This is a genomic window from Vibrio sp. DNB22_10_4 (genome assembly GCF_052879755.1).
In genome coordinates, this window is record NZ_JBNNXW010000001.1 from 1,606,292 (window position 1) to 1,628,984 (window position 22,693).

Genomic DNA, 22,693 nt, shown 5'->3' on the forward strand with positions numbered 1-22,693 from the left:
TATTCGATTAGCTTGGATTCTTTGCCTTGAACAAAATTGCGTACATCACTGGGATAAACACCAGGGTCAATACGGTTGCAAAACCAAGACCAAACATAACCGTGATAGACATGTTCACGAAGAACACATCACCAAGCAGCGGGATCATGCCCAAGATTGTCGTACATGCTGCCAGCATTACTGGTCGCATACGAGAGATCGAGGAGTCAATGATCGCATCGTAAATCGGTTTCTCTTCCGCTTGCATGTCGATCTCTTCGAGGAGAACGATAGCATTCTTGATGAGTAGACCTATCAAACTTAATGCGCCTAGAAGTGCCATAAAGTCAAACGCACCATCAAGTAGCAGTAGACCTGCGGTAATACCAATGATAGCCAAAGGTACGGTGATCCAGATGATTAGCGGCTGACGCACTTTACCAAATAGAAGTACCACCACGATGATCATCATGATAAACGAGACCGGAATCGCGCTAAACAGTGCACCTTGCGCTTCCGCTGAATCTTCGTACTCACCACCCCAGTCCATCGTGTAGCCAGGTGGAAGTTCGATAGCTTCGATTTGTGGCTTCAAACGCTCGAATAGTGGTGCTGCAAGTTCACCCGTTGGGTTCGCAGAGGCAATAATAGTCGTTAGACGGTCTCGTCCACGAATCATCGCATCTTCCCAAACGGTTTCAAAACCAACAACAACCTGCGCAATCGGCACTGTGCGCTGCAGCACAGGGCTATACACTTGTGCATCCATCAACTGAGACACATCTTGGCGCTCGCTAGCATCAGCACGGAAGTAAATTGGCAATAGGCGCACACCGTCACGGTAAATACCTACTTGGGTACCTTCACTTGCTGCTCGAAGTGACGCTGTAAGCTCCGTTCTCGTCACGCCTAATTGACGCGCAACTTGCTCGTTGAAGATAGGTTTGATCAGCTTAACTGGTTGGCGCCAGTCGTTACGAACTTCTTTGGTACCCGGATCGGCATGCATGATCGCTTCAGCTTGAGATGACAGATCGCGCAAGACTTCTGGATCTGGACCTGCAAAGCGCGCTTCAATCTTGGAGTCACGTCCTGGACCGATACGTAAGCCTTTGATCTTAGGTTCAATGCTTTCGATATTCTCCGTCATGAACTGATCGATCTTAGCTTGCAGTGGTGCAATCACGTCTCGATTTTCAGTACGAATAATAATCTGGCCATACGCCTTGGTCGAATCTTGCGGTGTGTATACCAAAGAGAAACGAGAAGCACCGCCACCGATAAAGCTTGCCGTCCACTCTACGCCCTCTTGGCCACGAATAAACTCAGCTACCTTCAGTGTATCATCACGAGTTTGACGAATATCCGTGCCTTCTACTTCCCAAATATCCACAAAGAACATTGGTGTGTTCGCGTTCGGGAAGAAGGCGTTCTTAACAAAGCCAAAGCCCCAAACAGCCGACACAAACATCGCTAGAATGACACCAATAGTCAATACACGCTGTTTAAGTGCGAACTGAAGAATACCTTTATAAATAACAAAGCCAGCCCCCGCATAAGGGTCTTTCTCTTCTTCCTCTTCTTTCTTGTCTTCTTTCTTAAGAAGCATCGCACACAACAGCGGTGTTGTTGACACTGCTGTCACCCAGCTCAAAGAGAGTGAAATCAAGATAACGTAGAAAAGGGAGCGCGTGAATTCACCCGTGTTACTTTGCGACATACCAATCGCGGCAAACGCAAGGATACCTACGGCGGTACCACCAAGAAGTGCCAAGCCGTTAGCGCCAACAACTTCACCCGCTGCTTTCATAGCAGGCATACCGCGCTTGATCCGTATCATCATCCCTTCGGCGACAACGATGGCGTTATCCACCAACATACCAAGGGCGATGATCAGGGCACCAAGAGAAATACGTTGTAGCTCGATACCATAAAGGTGCATGAGTGCTAGCGTACCAGCAACAGTAATCATTAGAACCGCACCGATGATAAGACCTACGCGCAGTCCCATAAACGCAAGTAAAACAACAACTACAATGATCAACGCTTCGACTGTGTTGGTAACAAAGCCTGCAACCGACTGATCAACTTCGTTTGGTTGGTTGTAGATGATATCTAGGTTCATACCTAGTGGGATCTGGTTCTCAAGGCTGGCTAGCTTATCTTCAATAAGGCCGCCTACTTCAACCACATTACGCCCACTTAGCATCGAAATACCAACCGTTAGCGACGGTTTACCATTGAAGTAAATGAGCTTGCTTGGCTCGTCGCTGTATTCACGAGTAACCCTTGCAACATCACCCAGACGGATAAGCTTCTTATCAGTACTAGAGATAAGTAGGTCTTCGATTTCACTTACGTGCTTAAAGGAGCCAGTCGGTTCAATACGAATGTACTCAGGACCAACTCGGAACCGGCCAGAGTCAGACACCAAGTTTTGCGACTGAAGCAAATTCTCAATCGTTGCCATGTCGATGCCAAGCTCCGCCATTTTCGAGCGAGACATTTGCACGTAGACCACTTCTTTTTGGTCGCCATCAATCGACACCTTACGCACACCAGGCACTAAGACCAGTTGCTTCTTCAGATTGTCAGCAACATCTTTAAGTTCACGGTATGTGTAACCTTCACCATTAAGTGCTAGGAAACCACCATAAACATCGGCAAAGTCGTCGACAATTTGTGGTTCACCTGCACCTGGAGGCAGCTTATGCTTGTTATCCGCAATTTTACGACGTAGTTCATCGTAAATACCCGGCATTTCGGCAGAACTGTACTCATCTTTAAACTCAATCGTGATGTCGGACAGACCTTCACGTGTAACTGAGCGTTTGATGCGTTTTACTTGCCCTAAGAGGCGAACCGCATCTTCAATGTGATATGTGACTTCGTCGTACACCTCTTGTGGTGACGCACCTGGGTAGGCTGTAATGATTTTCGCTTCTTTGATTGTGAATGCTGGATCTTCGAGTTTACCCATTTCAAAGTAAGCTAATACACCGCCTATCGTCATCAGCAGCACTAGCAGCCAGCTGTTGACTTTATTCTTTACTGAATACTCACCTAAATTCATATAACTTCTCTTCTTGCTGAGTCACAGTGGGTTATTGCGCTTGATCGATCTCTGGCATCAGGCTCACTTCCATACCTTCAATCAGGAATGGAACACCAACAGTCACAATGCGCTCACCCATTTCAAGACCTGAAAGAATGATAATGCGATCGCCTGACATATTTGAAACTTCAACAGATTTAGGCTCTACCGTATTGTCACCTGTAACAACCCAAACTGTCGCATTGTGTGCGTTGTCGCTCACAACAGCCGTCGCAGGAACTTGAATAGAACCAGACGTTTCTTGGAGCTTAGAGAAGTCTGCCGTCACATAACCCGTCATCCCAGGAAGGATGTTTTGATCGGTTGGTGCTTCCATCGACACCGTCACTTCGAACGTTTGAGTATCCGAATCTGCTTTAGAAGATACTTCTGTCACCGTTACTGGATACGGCTTTTCACGCGCGGTATCGAAGTAAGCGAAAACAGGAATTTCTACCGGTTCTTCTGCTTGTTCATCACGGATCTGACGAACCAGTTTCTCAGGTACGTTGAACTTAAGTTCAAGCGTGTTGAGGTTTTGGAAAGTAAACACAACCTGTTTAGCTTCAACGTTCTCAAAGTTTTGAATATCACGCTGTGCGACAAAGCCATCAAAAGGGGCAAGAAGTTTGGTGTAGCCTAGCTCTGTATTCGCTTTATCATAAGCCGCTTTAGCTCGTGTTAAATTTGCACGTAGCTGCTCGAAATCTTTCTGAGAGATAAAATTATCTTTAATCAGTTCTTGAGCACGTTTGAAATCAGCTTGAGTACGTTGCAACGTTGCGCGAGTATCACTAACCGCCAGTTTAAAGCTCGTATCATCGAGCGTTGCTAGTACCGTTCCTTTCTTAACGTTGTCGCCTTCTTTAACAGGAATACTGTTTACTTTGCCAGAAACGCGGAACGCCATGTCTGCACGATCCGATGCAAGAACTCTTGCAGGGAATTCGCGAATCATGCTTTGGTTTTCTAGCCCAATAACAACCGTCTTCACAGGCCTTACTACCGGTGCTTCCACTGTCTGTTCTGGCTCTGGACTACATCCTGTCAACGCAACACCAATTGCTGCTGCCAGAGTAAGAGCACGTAAATGAGTTTTCATAACAACCACCCAATAAAAATTTATAAAAACCAACACACTATTTGGTTAACGAGATCAAATGAACGCTATTTCACAAGTTACATTAAGCGTAGCAAAAAGCAACAAACCTTACACAAAACTATAACGCACAAATGAATGTTCTATGCCAGCTAGAACTTATGGAATAAAAAAACTCTTGTTAAGACCGTCAATTAGCGACAAGTTCATTATTTTTTTCGTTTTTTTATCTTAAATTGAAACGGCAAATAAGTATCCCATAATAATACGTAGAATCAATATGAATGATACATATTATGAACATAGTAGTTATAAGGTGGTTAGTTGCTCTAGGTGCTCTTATCACATTGACAACATACCTATTTTTTAGCTTTTCGGCGCCAAAAAAGCCAGTAAATAACGCCCGTTCAGAAACTACTATCAGTCTCAAAAATAGAAGTTCTCAACTCATTCAGCCGATACCAGAACCAACACTGAGTAGCCGAGAACTGAACATCGCGAAACTTGGGATGCAGATCTTTTTAGACCCTAACTTATCCTCTAATAATCGCGTTAGCTGTGAGTCTTGCCACCATATCTTCGACAATGGTGCGGAAAATAGGCAAGTATCATTAGGGGTACAAGGCCTTGGCGCTAGGAACTCTCCTACAGTCTTCAACGTTTCCCACAATTCGCGTTTTTTTTGGGATGGGAGAGCTTCTAGCCTGGAAACACAAATGGATGGTCCGGTTCACAATCCGTTAGAAATGAACACCAACTGGCAAAAAATCACACGCTATGTCGCCTCTGTTCCAACCTATAAACAGCAATTCAATGCTCAATTTAACGGCACCATTAATGAAACCACCATCAAAGAGTCCTTGATAAGCTTCATGACGGCGTTAGATACACCAGACTCACCCTTTGATTTGTTTTTGAAAGGCAATGAAACGGCTATCTCCCAAGCGGCCAAAAATGGCTGGCAGCAATTTAAAATACTAGGCTGCATAGCTTGTCATCAGGGGACAAATATTGGGGGCAACCTATTTCAGAAGTTTGGTAACTTGAACGCTACCGATAAGAAAGAGTCAGACCTTGGTCGTTACAACGTCACAGGATTGGAGTCTGATATGGGCGTTTTCCGCGTTCCCAGTCTACGAAACGTGGCGAATACCGCCCCCTACTTTCACGATGGACGTGCAGAGACCTTGGAAGCTGCCATTGTTACTATGGCCTACGTTCAGCTAGGCCGAGAGCTTGAGCCTGCCACTATCTTAGAGCTAAAAGCGTTTCTCAATGCCCTCTCTGCACCACCACCTCCCGTACTCGAGGAGCTAATACCATGACTCGGCGGATACTCACCAAGAAGCGTGTCGAAACACTCTATCAAATGGCTATTGTGCTATCAGCACTATGGCTAGTAATCAGTGTCTCTTACAGCCGAGTTAGTGATACCTATCAGCAAGCTTACCTTGCTCTATCTCATCAAATCACTCAGTCCCTTGAGGACATCTACACCTTTGACTACAACAGTGAACAGTCCTATGACAATTTCTCTAATGAGTTAGTCACCATAGAACTCGAAGCTGGGAACCTCTATGACAACCTGCTGCAGAACCAACAAAGCTACCTCTCTCTTATCAGCCCGATACCCGAGCAAGGCGTACAGTTTGGACGTCATATCAAAAACCAAGTACTCGGCTTCACCCAAAGATTGGAACGCTTGCTCAGCGCTAAAGTATCCTTTGAATACTCCACTAGTACCCTAGAGGAGCTTCAGCGAGGACTGCTATCAGCATCAACTTCCGATACCGACAAACTCAAACTCTATCAATACTTCGACAATCAAATAGCACGTCAAGCGCTGACTAGTGATGCTCAAACCAACAACACTATCCTCGCAATCGACAGCTACATTCGGCTTAACAGCCGAGTTAAAAATGAAATAGACCAAGAGAAGCAAGCACTTCTTGGCAGTGAAATTCACACCTTACTTAATGACGTCAACACCTATTGGATGACGAGAACATCCAACCTTCAAGGACACGTCGTTTTTTCCGGCGTCATGCTGTTTGTGTTTCTTGGTGGATATATCTACTGGCGTCAATGGATACAGCAATATCGCGAAGCCAAACTCAATCGTGAGCTTTTCACTAAAGAAAAAGAACGTTCTCATTTAGCCTTAGTGGTCGAGCATGCAAGCGATGCCATTATCATCACAGATAAACACGGCTTTGTTACTTGGGCAAATACGGCATTCGAGCGACTCTCAGGCTACCAAGTGAAAGAAGTCATCGGACTTAAGCCAGGTAGTTTTTTACAAGGGAAAGAAACGTCACAACAGGAAGTTGCGAACATTGCAGCACATGTGAGAAAAGGTGAGCCTGTTCAGTCTGAGCTGATTAACTATCACAAAGATGGAGCACCATATTGGATAGACATCGCGATAACGCCCATCAGGAACTATCAACAAGAAGTCGAGCAGTTCATTGCCGTAGAGCGCGACAGCAGTGTTCGAAAAAACCTAGAGCGAGATTTAAGACTTGCGGTTGATAATGCAGATGCTTCTAACAAAGCAAAGTCCACTTTCCTTGCCACCATGAGCCATGAGCTACGCACGCCGCTCAACGGCATTCTTGGAATGGCACAGATTCTCGAGTCTTCAGTCACCGAAACTCAGCATAAAGAGCAGCTCAACATTTTGCTTGAGTCTGGCAATCACTTACTTTCGTTGCTTAACGATATTCTCGATATCTCAAAAATTGAAGAAGGCAAACTTGAACTTGAGGCCATTGATTTTGCTATCAGCGATCTCTGTTCGCCCATCGTCACGACCTACTCTTCTATCTGTACAGAAAAAGGCGTCGAGTTTGTTCTCGACAACCAGCTCGAAAGCGGTAAATCCTATCGGGGGGATAAATCCCGCATTCGCCAAGTTATTTTCAATCTACTCGGCAATGCTGTGAAATTTACCCGTGATGGCAAAGTTACCCTCACGCTTAGCAGCACCAAAACAGAAAACGGTAAGGACGAAACCCTAACTATCTCTGTAAAAGATACTGGCGTCGGCATTCCTTCAGAAAGGCTAAGCACTATCTTCGATCCCTTTACTCAAGCCGAAGCTTCGACAACGCGTAAATTTGGCGGCACAGGGCTTGGACTGGCCATCGTTAAAAAACTGGCCAACATCATGAATGGTGACGCAAGCGTAATAAGCGAACCCGGCGTTGGAAGCGAGTTTGTTGTTACCATGCAGCTTAGTCCGGCAGAAGCTGTCAAAAAACAACAGAAAGCGCATGTTTCGCTTGATGATCAAGCCCTCGCTCAGTCACTCAATATCTTGCTTGTAGAAGACAACAAGGTAAATGCGCTCGTTGCAAAAACCTTCTGTACTAAGCAGGGACACAAAGTAGAAGTTGCGGTGAACGGTCAAGAGGCAGTAGAAAAAGTAAAACAAGGTCACTACGATTTAATCATTATGGATAACCACATGCCTGTTATGGATGGTATCGAAGCGACGCGAATAATACGCGAAGAACTGCATTCAAAAACGGTCATATTCGGTTGTACCGCCGATGTCTTTAAAGAAGCTCATGACAATTTCATCGCCGCTGGCGCTAATCATATCCTGACCAAACCACTTCAAAAAGAAAGCTTTATTGACGCATTACAACAGTATCGCCATCTGCTGGTAATGCCACCCAAACACGAATCCAATAACAAGGTCGTCGAGTTGATCCGACACGACTTGTCTCAGATGTCGATATCAAACACGACCGAAGCAGAGCTTAAAGTGAGTCCTAACAACGGAAAGTCACTGCTGTCTGAAGATAGAACAAAACAGTTTAAACAAACCAGTGAAGATGCGCTCACCACACTAATCACTAGCTACTCAAGCAAAGACAAAGCAACGCTTTCAAGTACTATGAAACTATTAGATACCGAATGCAGTGCAGTTGGTCTATCTCGCGTAACAGAAAAAATGCGATCACTTCAAACCACACTCGATAGCGAAATTTGGCCTGCGCTAGAGGAGATGCAGTCACTAGTAAATCTACTTGAGGTCAATATCCATGAAGCAGTTCGAATTCTGGATAAATATCGCGATACGCGAAATCAGTCAGTGTTAAAGTCGTCTAAACTCTCTAGGTAAACGTATCAGTAGTATGACGTAGCAAGGACTAACTCATTTCAATGATTAAAGCGGTAGTATTTGATTTAGACAACACACTGGTGACATCAAACATCAACTTTCAGCAGCTAAAACTAGAACTTGCTTGCCCTGCTGATAAGGATTTATTGACCCATGTCGATGAAACCTTTTGTGATAACGAACGTCAGCAACGTATTGAGACCATACTCAAGCATGAACTCGACGATGCCGAAGCCAGTGATTTAATGGCAGGCGCACGTTCGCTGACAGATTGGTTATCAAACGAAGGCTTAAGATTTGGCATCATCACCAGAAATTGTCGTGAGGCCGCGACAAAGAAGTTAAGCGCTCATGCACTAACAATAGAAGAGCTTATCACTAGAGAAGACTTCCCTGCCAAACCTGATCCCAGTGCTCTGCTACACCTTGTGGACAAATGGCAGCTAGAGCAACACAACGTTCTTTATGTGGGCGACCATCAATACGACATTCTCACAGCGCAAAACGCTGGCTGTTTAAGCTGCTTTATTTCCAACTCAAGCCACGAGCCAGACACCTTCGGTGCAGATCTGCATTATTCATCACTGGATGGGCTTCTTGCCTATTTGCAAAAAAACTATCTACGAAAAAGCTATTTACACAAAAACCATTTGTAGAAAAGATGTCTTTAGAAAGCGATTCACAGAAAGAGTAACCTTTAACCTTGCCCTTGAGAGGCTTTATTTAAGTAAAGCGCTTTGTCAGCCAGGTCGAGCAGCTCATCGTGATCAACATTATCGAGCGGAGTGCAACAAACAATGCCAACGCAATAATTCAAGGCGTAAACTGGTTGATGATTGCGATTGAACGACGCGACATTGTCATTAAACCGTGTCATTGGGAACTTGGAGTCGTTTCCTGTGGTTCCGGACATCAAGACAACAAACTCATCTCCCCCTACTCTGGCTATCACGTCAGAGTCTCTAAAACTCGCTTTTAATAATTTGGCAAATTGGCGTAGTGCCTCGTCGCCAACAGAATGCCCGAATGTATCGTTGATGGCTTTGAAGTTATTGAGATCAAACAGGGCTACTGTGTATGGCTCCGTAGAAAAGCGACATTTTTGAATCACTTTATCGGCAAGCAATCGATAACCACGTCGATTGGAGATTTGAGTTAACTCATCAAGGGTAGAGTTTAAGTTCGCCACCAGCTCAGATTCGGCTAACTTCGCGAGATCTATCAGGTCATGAACTTGCTGATCGGTAAACAGTCTCGGTTTACTGTCTATAACACACAAGGTACCGACCTTGACACCGCCCTCCATTTTGATAGGCACGCCAGCATAAAAACGGATGTTGGGGTCCCCCGTCACCAATGGATTATCGCGAAAACGTTCATCAATAGACGCATCGTGAATAATGAATGGCTCGTCACCTAAAATAGCATGGCCACAAAATGATTCTCCACGACCCGTTTGATTCGCAGCGAGTCCTACATTGGATTTGAACCACTGTGTGTCTCTGTCAACGATGGTTAACAAAGCAATATCTACATCAAACATCCGTTTTGCTAATCGCGTAACCCGATCAAAACGCTCCTCTGGCACACTGTCGATATTAAGCTGCCTAACAACTTTCAAACGGTAATCATCATCGATGGGTATAGGAGCTGGCTGCATGTGTGAGAGTTCCTTAGCATAGACGTACTAGACAAATTTGGACTGCGTACTGACACCTTTCATCACTCTCGATGCGCTTTTGAGTTTAAATTTAAAGTGTCCGCTTCTAAAATTAGTCAAGATTACGTGGGCATGCCACAAAAGCATCACATTCTTAACGTAAATTGAAATGAAAATTCGGCAGAGCTTATTGAGAAGAGTGTTAGTAGGTTGCATATTGCAAATATATTGCGGTTTGCATTTGCAATATAAGAACGCATCGAACCTTTTATGTGTAATGACGCACAAAAAGTCGGTAAATAGCTTTCGGCAAAGTTGGCACACATCATGCTACATATATTATGACTTCAGCAATGAAGTCACCTAGCCAACTGACGTTGTTAGTGAACCGATTTGTTCACACTGTTTTCGGCCGATTGATTTATCAATCGGCCTTTTCTTTATCTCAAAATCTAAGCCAATGCTTGCCTAGACAATGTGATTAGCCTTCTTGGCTAGACTCCACCTGTTGAGCCTTCTCCATTTCAGCCAACTTTTGCTCTAACTCGCGGATACGAATTTCAGCCTCTAGCTCGTCAGCGCGCTTCTCCGCATCACTGCGATTGTCTTGCTTTATCCCATCAGCTAGCGTTTCTGTACGCCCTGTTTCACGGGAATCATCCAAGTCTTTCATAGAGCCAGCAACGCCACCAGCAACACCACCAGCAACCGCGCCTTTTACAGCCAGCTCAGGTTCGCCTGTCAGTACGCCCATTGTGGCACCAAGTAAAGCACCTCCCGCTGCGCCTCTATTACGTGCTGCGTTCTCATTGTCCTTATCGAAAGCAGGTGAAGCGCAACCAGCAAGAAGAGCTAGGGTTGCAGCAGCAAAAAGTGATTTAACAGAGTTTTGAGATAGTGTCATAACGGGTTTCTCGCAGTGGTTGTGTCTACGAGAGAAAGAATACTGTTTCAATGTGCTTCAGGGAATTCACTTGTCGTTATTAGCCTGATAAGCAGGAGTTATCAGTTCGGCTAAAAACGTTCGTCTCAAACCGTAATTAAAAAAAGCCGGGTATTACTTTGAATTTTGTATCCTTAAGTAATTCCCGGCTTGTCGCTTTTGAACAATCGTTACTTAGTGAACGTTTTAAGTAGCATTTCTGTCGGCTTAACGATAGCGACGATCGTTTCATCAATGATAATCGCAGACTCGTTAATCATTGCTTGATACGCCTGTGCATCCGCTTTACTCACACTATCACCAGACTTCGCTTTCGATACTAAGGTTAAGCCTATCTCAGCAACCTGCTTGGTAGCTTTGGTCAGTGCCACTGTATCGACAGACGCCACGTTGGCGGCAAATACAGGCTCTGCAGCCGCTGCAGCGTTCAAAACAGTTTGATAGTGCTGTTCTAACGCTGTTAATGCTTGCTTGTCACCTTTCTCGACCTGCTCCACCAAATCATTCATTTCGTAAACGGCGTAGCTCTCAACCGGAAGGGCATCAGCGAAACGATTCAAACGCTCATGCTGATTGTAAAGGTCGCCATGGTTTTCCGTTTGAATCCATTTTTCCCAGTTACGAGCATAGTACTGCGCAGGCTCAGTGTATCGCGCTAAAGCTAGTAGCGGCGTGATATCTGCGCCATTTGCTAAGCGTTGCATCATCACTCTAGAGTCCGCATGATGGCGCATCCCTAAAGAAATCTCAGACCAATTATCGATAGCACGCATACGTTTATACATGCTTGCTTCATCGGTTAGCGCTTCAGAAGACCAGAAACGCTCAGCAATTGCATAGCTGCGTGGCCAAATGCGATTTTCCATGGTTTGAGTATTGATGTTTTCCGCCCAAACAGTAATTTCACCACCGAGAATCAGCGACTGCTCCTGTTCTGTAAGTTCCGCAGGATAACCACCGGTTGGTTCAGGGATCACCGAGCCCGGCTTAGCTGAAGAGGCAACAATTTCACCCGTGGTTGGCCAACGCACGTTACCAATAAGCTGATAACTGTCCTCTGCCAACTTGTCGCCAGCAAGCTTCAAGTTGAACTCGGTGTAAGACATGAAGTTATCAAAGTGACCCTTGAAGCTTTCACCTGGGGTGTACTCGAGGATTTCAACTTCAGTACGAGATTTGCCGTTGTAATCAGTGAAGGCTCGAACGCTGCCGTCTTTAGCTTGGATGATCGTTAGCAAGCCTTTGCGAGGGCCACCTTTGGTACGTGGCTTCTCCCACTGGTAACTGACAAATCGCTCGCCTTCATGCAGTTGATCGTCAACAGTAATACCGTGAGGCATAGGGTCATTGCGGTAGTGGTAGCTAGTCGGTTGAGGTTGGTCTAGGTAGTAACCCGTCGAAAGCAGTCCCTGATATCCCTCTTGTGCTGCTCGGCCAATACTATCGTGGCCGCGCCAGCTTTGAATAACGATAGATTTAGGCAGGTCTTTGTGCCAAATCTCATCCCAACCAGACATCTTCTTGCCACGCTCTTCGAGCATTTTCTCTACTTTCGCATTCAAGTAGGACTGAAGGCCGCGCTCGCCATCTAAGTTGTTTTCCTTAATAAACGCCTGAATTTCTGGATTGTTTTGCCACTGTTTGTAGTTCGGCTCATCACCACCGATGTGGAAGTACTCATCAGGGAATAACTCAACCACTTCATCAAACACGCTGCTCAGCATGGTATAGAGCTCTGGATTCGTCGGATCCATAAGCGGTTCAAATACGCCCCATTCGCGCTGCTGTGGATAGCTTTGTTCGCCTAAACCAGACATCAGCTCTGGATAAGCATGTGCAACCGCTGATGCGTGACCAGGTAGCGAGATTTCCGGTACCACACGGATACCCAACTCACGAGCATAGTCAACAACATAGCGAATCTGGTCTTTGGTGTAGTAGTCACCATCTGTGGTTTTCTCCCACAGCTTAGTGTAGTTATCAAGCTGAATGCGAATGCCTTGGTCGTCCCAAATATGCCAGTGGAACACGTTCATCTTCGCAGATGCCATCGCATCAAGCTGACGTAAGATCACTTCCATCTCGATAAAGTGGCGTGATGTGTCATAAGAGACCCCTCGCCAACGAAAGCGTGGTTCATCCTCGACATAGATAGCCGGCACTGAGTATCCAATGGAATCGGTTTTCACAAGCTGTAGTATCGTCTCGATACCACGAATCGCACCATAAGGACGGTTGGCTTTAAGCACGATCTGACCGTTTTGTACATCCAGCGTGTAGGACTCATCAGCATTGATATCTTGCACTGCCGATTTTGGCGCTTGGTCGATATCAATCACTAAGGTGGCTTCACTAGCACTTCCCGCTTGCCAGTTCAATGTCGGAAGTCCCGTTTGACGCTCAAGACGATTCACAAAACGTTTTGCGGTCGCTTCCACACGCTCAGAGTTAAAACCTTTGATGAAAATACTAAAGTCTTTGTCGATGACGACAGCGCCTTGTCTTAGCTCCACTGTTTGTGGATAAGGCATTAGATTCAGATCTGTATTCGGTGCCATAGCCCATGCCGTTGATGTTAATGTGCCTGCAATTAATAGAGAGACGAGTTTTTTGTTCATGACTACTTCCTTAGAAAACAAAATTTAGACCAATGCGATAGCGCCACTCTGTCGCGCCTTTGTTGGGTTCGGGGATGTAAATGTTCTTATCAGCGTCAACAATTTCCGCATATGGGCGCATGAAGCTTGAGTACTTGTACATAAACTTCACAGTGTGCTCGCGAGCTGTTTGCTCACCGTTGGCAAGTTCGCCTGGATGATTGGTGATTTGGTCAAAGTAGGTATAGGCATACGACAGAGTGAACTTGTCGTTGCTGTATCCTGTCCACACGTCGTAACGATTTCGTTTAATGGTTTCCAGCTCGCCTGCTGCATTTTGAGCTTCGGCACTGGAGAAATCATAACGATATCGACCGTGAATAAAGAAGCCGTTATCGAAGTTGTAGTTAAGCTTCAGATACGGCATGTAAAAGGTGTTTGAACTTAGGAAGTTAAGTGTAATACCTGGGTTCAAAGTGAAGTTGTCATTCACACCGTAAGTGTAGTAGTTGGTCACCTCAGTATTAGATAGACGTAGGTTACTACCAAAGCTATCACCGTAAGTGCCGTGGTTAATATTGGTCAGCATTTCAATACCATAGCCGTTATCAAAATGATGACCAAGAATGACTCGGCTGCGATGTCTATCAGACGGGTCTCTATATTCGTGGCGTAAGTCTAAATAGGTAGTGGATGCCACAGCTGATGAAGACATCAGTACTAACAAAGGGTAGATACACTGTTTTTTCATTATTTTTTTGTCTTAATGGGGGAGAAAAGTTTTAGAGTCAGGGTGTCTTGGGCTACACCCTGACTTAGAGTGTGATTACTCGGTAACTGGCGTAGTCGTCGTTGTACTGCCCGATTCGCCGCCTTGTTCCATTTGCGCACGCTCTGCATCTAAGATGGCTTGCGCTTCTTCTGGAGAAATCATGTTTCTTGGGGTGAACACGCTCACAGCAACGCCCGCTAGTGTTGCAACCGCTACAGATGGTATTACCGGGTTGCCCCAGTAAGCGGTCAAGCTTGGGCTAAGAATGACAGTGAACGACGCCGCTGATGCACCCACCAAGGTCGCGATAGCGCCTTGCCATGTGTAGCGCTTCCAGAAGCGTCCCAGCATGCCGCAGACGAACATGCCAGACATCACGGTAGAGATCATCTTAGTGATGTAGCCAATGATGTCATTTGACGTCAGTGCGAATAGTAGAGCAAAGCCAATCACCACGACCAACGCGAGTCTTGAGTAGTTCATCATCGACTCTTTGTTTGGTACGCGCCCTGTGAACATTACATACACATCACGCAGCAGAATCGACACGCCGGCAATCGCATCAGAACTCGCACTTGACATCGTTGCCGATAGACCCGCAATCAGAACAATCATGCCGATACCAACAGGTAATACTGTTGCGGCAATGTACGGGAACGCGAAGTTTGGATTATCAAGGCTTGGGTCGATTGCATGCGCCGCCATACCAATGATGGCAGGAATGATAGAGAAGAACAGATACAGCACGCCAGAGAGCACAAACGAGCGGCGAATCGTTGAAACATCCTTACCAGAGTAGATACGCTGGCGGAAAGAAGGCGTCGCTAACACACCTACACCAACCACAACGGCAAGTGAAATCGCAGGAATAATGCCTAGTTTCTCGATAGCTAGGAAGCTTGTTGCTGCTGGATCCATTGCCGCATATAGATTTTCCAGTCCACCTATGTGCTGAACCGACAATACCGCCATGAGAATGAAGCCAACAAACAGGATGACAGCTTGAATCGTGTCAGTCCAAACCACCGCAGTATAACCACCGATCACCACGTAGATAGTGAATGCCGCAGCAATAATGACCTTAGCCACATTGAGATCAATGTCAGCAATCCAGGCGAGGTACATGCCGCCACCAAGAATGTGGGCACCTAACCAACCAATGGACGCGATAAAAATCAACACACCAACCAGGTTTTTCACTACGCGATTTGCACCCACGTAATAAGACAGTTCTTCACTCATGGTCATAAAATTGAGACGACGTACAGGGGCAAACCATAAAGCAAGAAGCAGAATACCAAGTGCGCCACCAATACCATACAAAGCACCAGCCCAGCCGTTCGCGTAGCCAAAGCCAACCGCACCCATACTAGAACCGGTGCCCACCATGGTCGCGACGGTCGTACCCAACACTAGGAACAGTGGTAGACCACGCCCACCAAGTAGAAAATCTTCACCTGACTTTTGGTTGCGGGATACAAACCACCCTAACCAAATAAGGAAACACACATATACCCCAAAACTGGATAAAAATAGTGTACTGTTCATTGAACTACCTCCAGAGATATAAGCAGATAAGACACTGCTTACTTTTACGTTATTTATATCGAAAAGTAATTACATTATGTAATCAGAATGTCATTGTTATTTTTATTGATAAGGGCATCGCAAAATGCCCTTAATAATGTTGCTTACTGTTGAATATTTATTTTATCGGCGATCTTCGCGATAACAGGTCACATCGACTTCAACCTTTACATCAACCACAAGGTCACACACCATGCAAATTCGCGCAGGCGGGTTGGCACCGAAGAACTCTTTGAACACTTTGTTGAAAGATTGGAAATAGCGTGAGTCCGTTAGCACTACTTTCACATGCACGACATCTTCAAGGCCGTAGCCCGCTTCTTCCATAATGTCGACACAGTTTTGGATAGCCAAACGTGACTGATCAACGATACCACCCTCAACAACCTCGCCATCTGTCATCGGTGTTTGACCCGACACATAAAGAAAGCCACCAGCTTCTGTTGCACGAGCAAAGGGTAAATGTTGTCCGCCAGTACCGGTTCCACCTTCTACACCATAGCGTTTAATAGTCATTGTTTACTCCAGTTTGTTACTTCTTATTTAAATGTTACACATCTCGAATAGTCTTTATTCAAGAGCAATTACTGTCATCTCGATATATAAATCGGCCAAATCTTTTATTGACGACTGATTTATTTTGATAGCTAATATTTCCATTGACGAATACACACTCAATTCCATCTGCGACAGAAATTGGTGTTTCAAACGTCGCAGTATCGCGAACGTTATGTTTATTAAATAAAACCAAGTCAGCAAACGCCCCCTCTTTAATGACGCCTCTATTTGCTAGGTTATAGCGCTTCGCTGACATTCCCGTCATTTTGTGCACCGCTTCCTCAAGAGGAAATAAACCTCGATCTTTACAGTAATGGTTAAGAACTTTCGGGAAGGTGCCCCAAAGTCTTGGGTGTGGATGCGGATCGTTTGGCAACCCATCTGACCCCACCATAGTGAGCTTATGCTTAAGCACTCGCTCGACATCTTCTTCATCCATACAGTGATACACCGCGCCGGCTGGTTGAATGGCTTTAGCCGCTTCCATCAATGGAAGCTCCATTTGCTTAGCAATGTCAGCAAGTAATTGCCCTGCATACTCAGGTTTGGTTTCAGACCATGTAATGAAAATATCGAAGTCATCCGTCACTTGTTTTAAATCAAGTGTTGATGAGCTTGCTGAATAGGGATAGCAATCGCAGGAGACATCTTGGTGCTGAGCCGTTTTCTCTAGCAAGTCGAGAACTTCAACGGTTCTTCCCCAGTTTCCTGCGCCTGCGCATTTCAAGTGAGAAATAACCACAGGCACTCGAGCGTGTTGACCTGTCTCAAAGGCCTCTTCCATGGCACTCAAGATTTCTTCAAATTCAGTGCGCATATGAGTGGTATAGATACCACCAAACTCAGCCAATACCTCGGCTAAACGCATCACTTCGCTGGCCGTTGCTTGCTTAGCGCTGGCATAGGCCAAGCCAGAGCTTAATCCCAGCGCACCTTCGGCCATCGCTTGAGCTAACGCAGTTCGCATCGCCTGAAGTTCTTCTTCTGTGGCTTCACGAAGCAACTCATCCATCACGTTATTACGTAGTGTGGTGTGCCCTATCAATGCAGCGACATTAACCGCAGGCTCTGCTCGCTCAACCGCACTCGCATACTCTGCAAACGTTGGGTACTTAAAGTCTTCTTGCTTACCCAATAGATTCATCGGATCTGGCGGCGCAATGTGTAACGTTGCCGGCGATGCACTGATGCCGCAGTTACCAACAATTACCGTTGTCACGCCTTGACTGATTTTCGGCAAGCAATCTGGGTAGCGAATAACATTGGTATCATCGTGAGTGTGAACATCAATAAAACCAGGACTGAGCACCTGCCCCTGACCGTCGATGATCATGCTCGCTTCAAAGCCAGCAAGATCACCAATTTTAGCGATGCGATCTTGCTTAATAGCCAGATCGGCATGGTAGGACGCCTCATTGGTTCCATCGACGATTTCTACATTTTTTATAATAGTGTCGAACAACATGACCTTATCTCTCGTCTTCACGCTTTCCATGACACCTATGTTAGAAATTACCCCCATAAAACTCAGTGACAAATTACACAAAAACACCAATAAAGTTTGATAGTTTCTAACATGATAAGTATCATAAATACCATCATCCATTATTAATCAACAACTTAAATCATGTTAGTGTGAGAATTAAAATGAATAATCTATTTAAAAAAGATAGAAACAATCACAAAACCCATGCATTGGGATATGCAATTGGTCAAAAAGGAATGGCGTGCTGCGACCAAGAAATGCCCAGTTACAGCTTACCTAAAGAAGAAATTAGCTTGCCTGCCGCCGTAATTAAGCGCAGTAATTTAGAAAATAACATGCAGTGGATGCAAAAATTTGCCAACCATCACGGCGTCAAACTCTGCCCACATGGCAAAACAACCATGACTCCGGAATTTTTCCGTCAGCAGCAGGAATGTGGTGCTTGGGGAGTAACTGTCGCCACCGCCCCACAAGTTGAAGTGGCCGCTCACAGCGGTATCACCAATATCATGATGGCCAACCAACTCGTAGGTAAAGCCAACATGGCCATGATTCATCGTGTACAACGAGATACCGATGCTCGCGTTATGGTATGTGTCGATTCAAAGCAAAATATTCAGCAGTTACAGCACTATTTTGAACACGTTAACAGTGCAATCGATGTTCTGATTGAATATGGCGTTCCCGGAGGTCGCTGTGGCTGTCGTACGGTCGATGAAGTCATCGCTCTAGCTCAGTTTATAGCAAACATGCCAAACGTTAATTTGGTGGGGATTGAAGTCTATGAAGGCGTTATACACGGTGGCGATGAAGAAGCCCGTGTACGTCAGTTTCTTGCCAATACTCTTGAGTTAGCCGGTCAGTTAGTTGCAGACAATCTACTGCCTGAAAAACCGATCGTCACAGGTGCTGGCTCAGCATGGTACGACGTGGTCGCGGAAGAATTTGCCCACCTCGACGCCTTTGATGCCATTCTACGCCCAGGCTGCTACGTCATTCATGACACTGGTATCTATCTAGACGCCCAGCATAAAGTGATGCGACGTGCTGAGAAAAACCAGGGTTTTGCTTGTGAGCTTGGCGGCGATCTCTCTTCCGCTTTAGAGGTTTGGGCGTATGTCATTTCTCGCCCTGAAGCCACAAAGGCCATCATAGGTTTGGGTAAGCGCGATGTCGCATTCGACGCAGGGCTTCCTATTCCTGAGCGAATCTATCGCCATGGTGAACAAATTGAAACAGTAGGCCTTGTGGCGACGGATGTGATGGATCAACACACATTTTTGTCAGTTCCAGAGGACTGCGATCTCCAAGTTGGTGATATGATTGCCTTTTCAACATCGCACCCCTGCCTCACCTTTGATAAATGGCGCTACATTGCCATTAGCGATGACCAGCATAATGTCGAACATTGGGTCGAGACAGCATTCTAGAGGGAACATTTTGAGCGTAGAAATAGACATTATTTCTCAAATCACGGAGCGCTACAGTGCGCTTCGTGACGCGGAAAAAAAGGTCGCCGACCTTATCACTGATGATGTGAGCGGCGCTGCCAACGCTAGTATTACGGAGCTCGCAGAGCAAGCGAGCGTGAGTGAAGCTACCATCACTCGCTTTGCAAAAGCCGTGGGGTGCAAAAATGTTCGCGACCTCAAAATAAAGCTGGCGCAATCACTTGCAGTAGGCCAGCGCTTTATTATTGAACCTCCGGTACAAACCGGTCATCAGGGTATTTACGAGTCCATCAAACAGGCTTTGGATATCAACCGAGCGCTCATTAACGAAGCAGACATCAGCAAAGCGGCGGAATTGCTTCACTCAGCAAGGCAGATCATAGCAATTGGCGTCGGTGGTGGCTCAACCATCACATCACAAGAGCTGCAGCATCGTCTGTTTAGACTCGGCTACCCAGTGGTGTCATACAATGATGGGTTGCTCACTCGCATGGTCGCGGCAACAGCCGATGCCAACGACGTGATGGTGGTAATATCCGCAACGGGTCATACACCAATCGTGGTCGAAACCGCTGAAACTGCAAAGCAATATGGCGTCCCTGTGATAGCCATTACCCCTTCCGGCTCACCGCTAGCTAACCTAAGCGATCTTGTGCTGCCTATCGTTCACAAAGAAACCGATTTTATCTACAAACCATCTGCGTCACGCTATGCGATGCTTGCCTTAGTAGACGTCATCGCCATGGAGCTCGCAGTAAATCATAAGCGCCGCTCTCGCGATCGCCTTCGCCGCTTAAAGCTCGCCTTAGATACCCATAGAACGGGAAGCGATCGCCAACCTTTAGGCGACTAATTGCTACTTCAAACACCCTCCTCACCAAACATGAACATCTTTTTGAACCAATGTTCATGTTTGGTTCATATTCCTTAGCGTAGTATTTCGATATAAAGGAGCGATACCAGTAAAGGATGCCCATAAAGACTCGTCCATTTTTGCATACGGTTTATTACAAAGAGGTCATTATGAAACAAGCACTCCTAACCATTAGCGCACTATTTATCGGTTTTGTCGCAATGATGTTTAGCCTACTAATGGCAATCCCAATGGCCATTGCTGCATTCATCACCGGCAACCGTATTAAAAAGCAGTTAGACAAGGAATTTGCTCGTCAGCGTGAGGCACAAGGCCAAACCGCAAACGGCAATACTATCGAGGGTGAATATGAAGAAGTTTCGTCCAAGTGAATCCAAACGCGAAAAACGATCGCGTCACAAGCGTAAGCTGGTGGCGTTAGCGTTTTATCTATCTGCTCTTATTACTGCCGGCATCATTGGCTGCTCAACGAAGAACGAAAACCCTTCGTTTTCTCATGCGCCAAGCCTACCTAGTTACCAACAGTCAAATTACCAAGACTATGTTGACGAAACTCAGAAGTGGCTAGCCGAGCATCGCGTCTACAAGAGTGATGATCACACGCTAGAAGTGGCACTCAACAGCCCTTTCGAAGTTGTTCCTGAAAACCCAAACGGTGAGGCCGTACTATTAGTGCACGGCCTTGGCGATTCTCCCTACTCTTTTCGTGATATCGCTAATCATCTTGCCAAACAAGGTTATCTCGTTAGAGCGATATTACTTCCTGGCCACGGCAGTAAAGTGGGCGATCTCATTCTGCCAAGCTATGAAGATTGGCATGGTGTCGTAGAACACCACACTGCCCTCTTATTAGAAGATTACCCATCTATATGGCTCGGTGGCTACTCTACCGGCGCTAACCTAGTGACCAGCAAAGCACTGCAAGATGACCGTATCTCTGGACTTCTGCTATTTTCCCCAGCGTTTGAGCCTAGCTCTAGCGCCGTCAAATATGCCGGCTTTGTAAGCGTGTTTGTACAGTGGGCGGATAAAGACCCAGAAGACAACATGCTTCGTTACAACTCTCTGCCGATGAATGGCGCAGCAGTCTATTACGAAACCGTTAGCCAAGTGCAAACGCAATTAGATAAACACCAATTCGATAAACCAACAGTGATGGTATTAAGCGAAGGCGACAGTGTTGTAGACACAAAAGCAGCGGTAGATTGGTTCAATAGCCATTTTTCTAATCCAAACAATAAACTGATTTGGCAGGGCGACAATGCGCCCAAAGATAGCGGAGCTATCGCTCAGACTATGCGTCTACCTGAGTTTCGCGTGTCCAATGGCTCGCACATGGGAATGTTGTTTAGCCCAGAAAATCCATACTATGGCACCCAAGGCTCGGTGCGAATTTGTGATAACGGTCAATCCGAAGAAGCCTACACAGCTTGCCTAAATGGAGAACCAATGTGGTATTCCTCTTATGGGTATCAAGAGCCAGGAAAGATCCACGCTCGTTTAACGTTCAACCCCTACTTTGACCAAATGTCTGAGGTCATTGATACCGTCATGAACGATGAAAGTCATTACGAACAGACAGCCAGTAGAACGAAATAGGTCGCGGCTCGTTACCTTTTTAATCCCCCCTCCAACGCACTTTTGTCTACCGGAGCACATTATTGACTGGGCTCAGTCCAACTCTCTGTAAAATTGACTAATATCGCTATATAGCTGTGCTCGAATCACGTTAAAGCGTGAAATCAGCGAGAGTGTTTGAGCACATAGTTGACAGTCATCTGAGGTCGAAGTTATGAAGAAAATAGCGGTCATTCTGAGCGGTTCAGGCGTATTTGATGGCGCTGAAATTCACGAGTCTGTATTGGCCTTGTACGCCATCGAGAAGACGGGAGCTACTTGGCACTGTTTTGCGCCAAACGTAGAGCAATATCATGTCATTAACCATATCACTGGCGAGGAAATGGAAGAGTCGCGCAATGTCTTGGTTGAAGCGGCGCGGATTGCCCGTGGTAATATTGAAGATGTCGAAAAACTTAATGTCGACGATTACGATGCGCTTCTCGTACCCGGCGGCTTCGGTGCAGCCAAAAACCTGACCGACTTTGCAATCAATGGTGCTGAGTGTTCCATTAATGCAGGTGTTGCCTCTGCTTGTCGTGCTTTCAAGCAAGCAAACAAGCCCGCTGGCTACTTATGCATTGCCCCAGTTATTATCCCAATGATTTACCCAGAATCCGTGTCCGGCACTATAGGCAGTGATACCGGTACGGCTGAGGGTTTTAATGCGCTTGGTGGACACCATGTTGAGTGTAGTGTTGACGATTTTGTCTATGATGAAAGCAATAAAGTACTCTCAACGCCAGCCTATATGCTAGCAAACAGTATCTCTGAAGCGGCGAGTGGTATAGACAAACTGGTAAGCAAGCTGGTTTCATTGGCCTAATTGATAAGCTTTAATCGG

General features: G+C 45.9%; 16 protein-coding genes and 1 pseudogene. 8 read left to right on the forward strand and 9 right to left on the reverse strand.

Translation table 11 applies throughout. The features are described 5' to 3' along the window. Positions 1-7: 7 nt before the first annotated feature. Both ACVA6Q_RS06905 and ACVA6Q_RS06910 read right to left on the reverse strand, forming a co-directional pair. Complete coding sequence (locus ACVA6Q_RS06905) at positions 8-3,052, reverse strand: efflux RND transporter permease subunit (protein WP_353498956.1); 3,045 nt, start codon at positions 3,050-3,052, stop codon at positions 8-10. Between the two features lie 31 nt (positions 3,053-3,083). After that, entirely contained in the window at positions 3,084-4,175 is a 1,092-nt protein-coding gene (locus tag ACVA6Q_RS06910) for an efflux RND transporter periplasmic adaptor subunit (RefSeq protein WP_446646996.1), read from the reverse strand. A gap of 506 nt (positions 4,176-4,681) precedes the next feature. On the opposite strand from ACVA6Q_RS06910, the gene ACVA6Q_RS06915 reads away from it, so the two are divergent. From ACVA6Q_RS06915 to ACVA6Q_RS06925, 3 genes are read left to right on the forward strand one after another with little or no spacing between them, the layout of a single operon-like run. Then, the gene (locus ACVA6Q_RS06915; protein ID WP_418643012.1) at positions 4,682-5,497 is read left to right on the forward strand and encodes a cytochrome-c peroxidase; all 816 of its coding nucleotides are present in this window, start codon (positions 4,682-4,684) and stop codon (positions 5,495-5,497) included. Then, the gene (locus ACVA6Q_RS06920) at positions 5,494-8,304 is read left to right on the forward strand and encodes an ATP-binding protein (RefSeq protein ID WP_446646997.1); all 2,811 of its coding nucleotides are present in this window, start codon (positions 5,494-5,496) and stop codon (positions 8,302-8,304) included. Before ACVA6Q_RS06915 ends, ACVA6Q_RS06920 begins: the two co-directional genes overlap by 4 nt. A gap of 41 nt (positions 8,305-8,345) precedes the next feature. Continuing rightward, complete coding sequence (locus ACVA6Q_RS06925; RefSeq protein ID WP_418642494.1) at positions 8,346-8,960, forward strand: HAD family hydrolase; 615 nt, start codon at positions 8,346-8,348, stop codon at positions 8,958-8,960. A 41-nt stretch (positions 8,961-9,001) separates the two neighbouring features. Here ACVA6Q_RS06925 and ACVA6Q_RS06930 read toward each other — a convergent pair whose 3' ends face one another. The 7 genes and pseudogenes from ACVA6Q_RS06930 to ACVA6Q_RS06960 all read right to left on the reverse strand — a co-directional run bounded on the left by ACVA6Q_RS06930 (position 9,002) and on the right by ACVA6Q_RS06960 (position 17,886). Further along, positions 9,002-9,964, reverse strand: coding sequence for a sensor domain-containing diguanylate cyclase (locus ACVA6Q_RS06930; RefSeq protein ID WP_446646998.1), 963 nt, complete (start codon positions 9,962-9,964; stop codon positions 9,002-9,004). A 481-nt stretch (positions 9,965-10,445) separates the two neighbouring features. Further along, positions 10,446-10,868, reverse strand: coding sequence for a glycine zipper domain-containing protein (locus tag ACVA6Q_RS06935; protein ID WP_353498950.1), 423 nt, complete (start codon positions 10,866-10,868; stop codon positions 10,446-10,448). Between the two features lie 209 nt (positions 10,869-11,077). After that, entirely contained in the window at positions 11,078-13,525 is a 2,448-nt protein-coding gene (locus ACVA6Q_RS06940) for a family 20 glycosylhydrolase (protein WP_446646999.1), read from the reverse strand. A 10-nt stretch (positions 13,526-13,535) separates the two neighbouring features. Next, entirely contained in the window at positions 13,536-14,255 is a 720-nt protein-coding gene (locus ACVA6Q_RS06945; RefSeq protein ID WP_042501654.1) for an oligogalacturonate-specific porin KdgM family protein, read from the reverse strand. 126 nt (positions 14,256-14,381) lie between these two features. Then, a pseudogene (locus tag ACVA6Q_RS06950) lies at positions 14,382-15,824 on the reverse strand (sodium:solute symporter family protein); the annotation flags it as partial. Between the two features lie 162 nt (positions 15,825-15,986). Continuing rightward, on the reverse strand, positions 15,987-16,379 hold the full coding sequence (locus tag ACVA6Q_RS06955) for a RidA family protein (protein ID WP_042501660.1): 393 nt from the start codon (positions 16,377-16,379) through the stop codon (positions 15,987-15,989). Between the two features lie 58 nt (positions 16,380-16,437). Further along, positions 16,438-17,886 carry an N-acyl-D-amino-acid deacylase family protein gene (locus ACVA6Q_RS06960; RefSeq protein ID WP_446647000.1) on the reverse strand — a complete coding sequence of 483 codons (1,449 nt, stop codon included), beginning with the start codon at positions 17,884-17,886 and terminating at the stop codon, positions 16,438-16,440. 182 nt (positions 17,887-18,068) lie between these two features. Here ACVA6Q_RS06960 and ACVA6Q_RS06965 point away from each other — a divergent pair, with 182 nt between their 5' ends. The 5 genes from ACVA6Q_RS06965 to elbB all read left to right on the forward strand — a co-directional run bounded on the left by ACVA6Q_RS06965 (position 18,069) and on the right by elbB (position 22,675). Beyond that, positions 18,069-19,337: an amino acid deaminase gene (locus ACVA6Q_RS06965; protein WP_446647001.1), complete on the forward strand. Its 1,269-nt coding sequence runs from the start codon at positions 18,069-18,071 to the stop codon at positions 19,335-19,337. Between the two features lie 10 nt (positions 19,338-19,347). Continuing rightward, complete coding sequence (locus ACVA6Q_RS06970) at positions 19,348-20,211, forward strand: MurR/RpiR family transcriptional regulator (RefSeq protein WP_446647002.1); 864 nt, start codon at positions 19,348-19,350, stop codon at positions 20,209-20,211. A gap of 170 nt (positions 20,212-20,381) precedes the next feature. Continuing rightward, complete coding sequence (locus tag ACVA6Q_RS06975; protein ID WP_042501664.1) at positions 20,382-20,603, forward strand: hypothetical protein; 222 nt, start codon at positions 20,382-20,384, stop codon at positions 20,601-20,603. Continuing rightward, positions 20,581-21,831: an alpha/beta hydrolase gene (locus tag ACVA6Q_RS06980; RefSeq protein WP_446647003.1), complete on the forward strand. Its 1,251-nt coding sequence runs from the start codon at positions 20,581-20,583 to the stop codon at positions 21,829-21,831. The genes ACVA6Q_RS06975 and ACVA6Q_RS06980 overlap by 23 nt, the downstream gene beginning before the upstream one ends. 193 nt (positions 21,832-22,024) lie before the next feature. Then, positions 22,025-22,675, forward strand: coding sequence for an isoprenoid biosynthesis glyoxalase ElbB (gene elbB, locus ACVA6Q_RS06985; RefSeq protein WP_446647004.1), 651 nt, complete (start codon positions 22,025-22,027; stop codon positions 22,673-22,675). The last annotated feature ends 18 nt before the right edge of the window (positions 22,676-22,693 follow it).

Excerpts from the sequence above, each read along its gene's own strand:
- ACVA6Q_RS06905 (WP_353498956.1), bottom strand. The coding sequence starts at position 3,052 with ATGAATTTAGGTGAGTATTCAGTAAAGAATAAAGTCAACAGCTGGCTG.
- ACVA6Q_RS06910 (WP_446646996.1), bottom strand. The coding sequence starts at position 4,175 with ATGAAAACTCATTTACGTGCTCTTACTCTGGCAGCAGCAATTGGTGTT.
- ACVA6Q_RS06915 (WP_418643012.1), top strand. The coding sequence starts at position 4,682 with ATGCAGATCTTTTTAGACCCTAACTTATCCTCTAATAATCGCGTTAGC.
- ACVA6Q_RS06920 (WP_446646997.1), top strand. The coding sequence starts at position 5,494 with ATGACTCGGCGGATACTCACCAAGAAGCGTGTCGAAACACTCTATCAA.
- ACVA6Q_RS06925 (WP_418642494.1), top strand. The coding sequence starts at position 8,346 with ATGATTAAAGCGGTAGTATTTGATTTAGACAACACACTGGTGACATCA.
- ACVA6Q_RS06930 (WP_446646998.1), bottom strand. The coding sequence starts at position 9,964 with ATGCAGCCAGCTCCTATACCCATCGATGATGATTACCGTTTGAAAGTT.
- ACVA6Q_RS06935 (WP_353498950.1), bottom strand. The coding sequence starts at position 10,868 with ATGACACTATCTCAAAACTCTGTTAAATCACTTTTTGCTGCTGCAACC.
- ACVA6Q_RS06940 (WP_446646999.1), bottom strand. The coding sequence starts at position 13,525 with ATGAACAAAAAACTCGTCTCTCTATTAATTGCAGGCACATTAACATCA.
- ACVA6Q_RS06945 (WP_042501654.1), bottom strand. The coding sequence starts at position 14,255 with ATGAAAAAACAGTGTATCTACCCTTTGTTAGTACTGATGTCTTCATCA.
- ACVA6Q_RS06955 (WP_042501660.1), bottom strand. The coding sequence starts at position 16,379 with ATGACTATTAAACGCTATGGTGTAGAAGGTGGAACCGGTACTGGCGGA.
- ACVA6Q_RS06960 (WP_446647000.1), bottom strand. The coding sequence starts at position 17,886 with ATGTTGTTCGACACTATTATAAAAAATGTAGAAATCGTCGATGGAACC.
- ACVA6Q_RS06965 (WP_446647001.1), top strand. The coding sequence starts at position 18,069 with ATGAATAATCTATTTAAAAAAGATAGAAACAATCACAAAACCCATGCA.
- ACVA6Q_RS06975 (WP_042501664.1), top strand. The coding sequence starts at position 20,382 with ATGAAACAAGCACTCCTAACCATTAGCGCACTATTTATCGGTTTTGTC.
- ACVA6Q_RS06980 (WP_446647003.1), top strand. The coding sequence starts at position 20,581 with ATGAAGAAGTTTCGTCCAAGTGAATCCAAACGCGAAAAACGATCGCGT.
- elbB (WP_446647004.1), top strand. The coding sequence starts at position 22,025 with ATGAAGAAAATAGCGGTCATTCTGAGCGGTTCAGGCGTATTTGATGGC.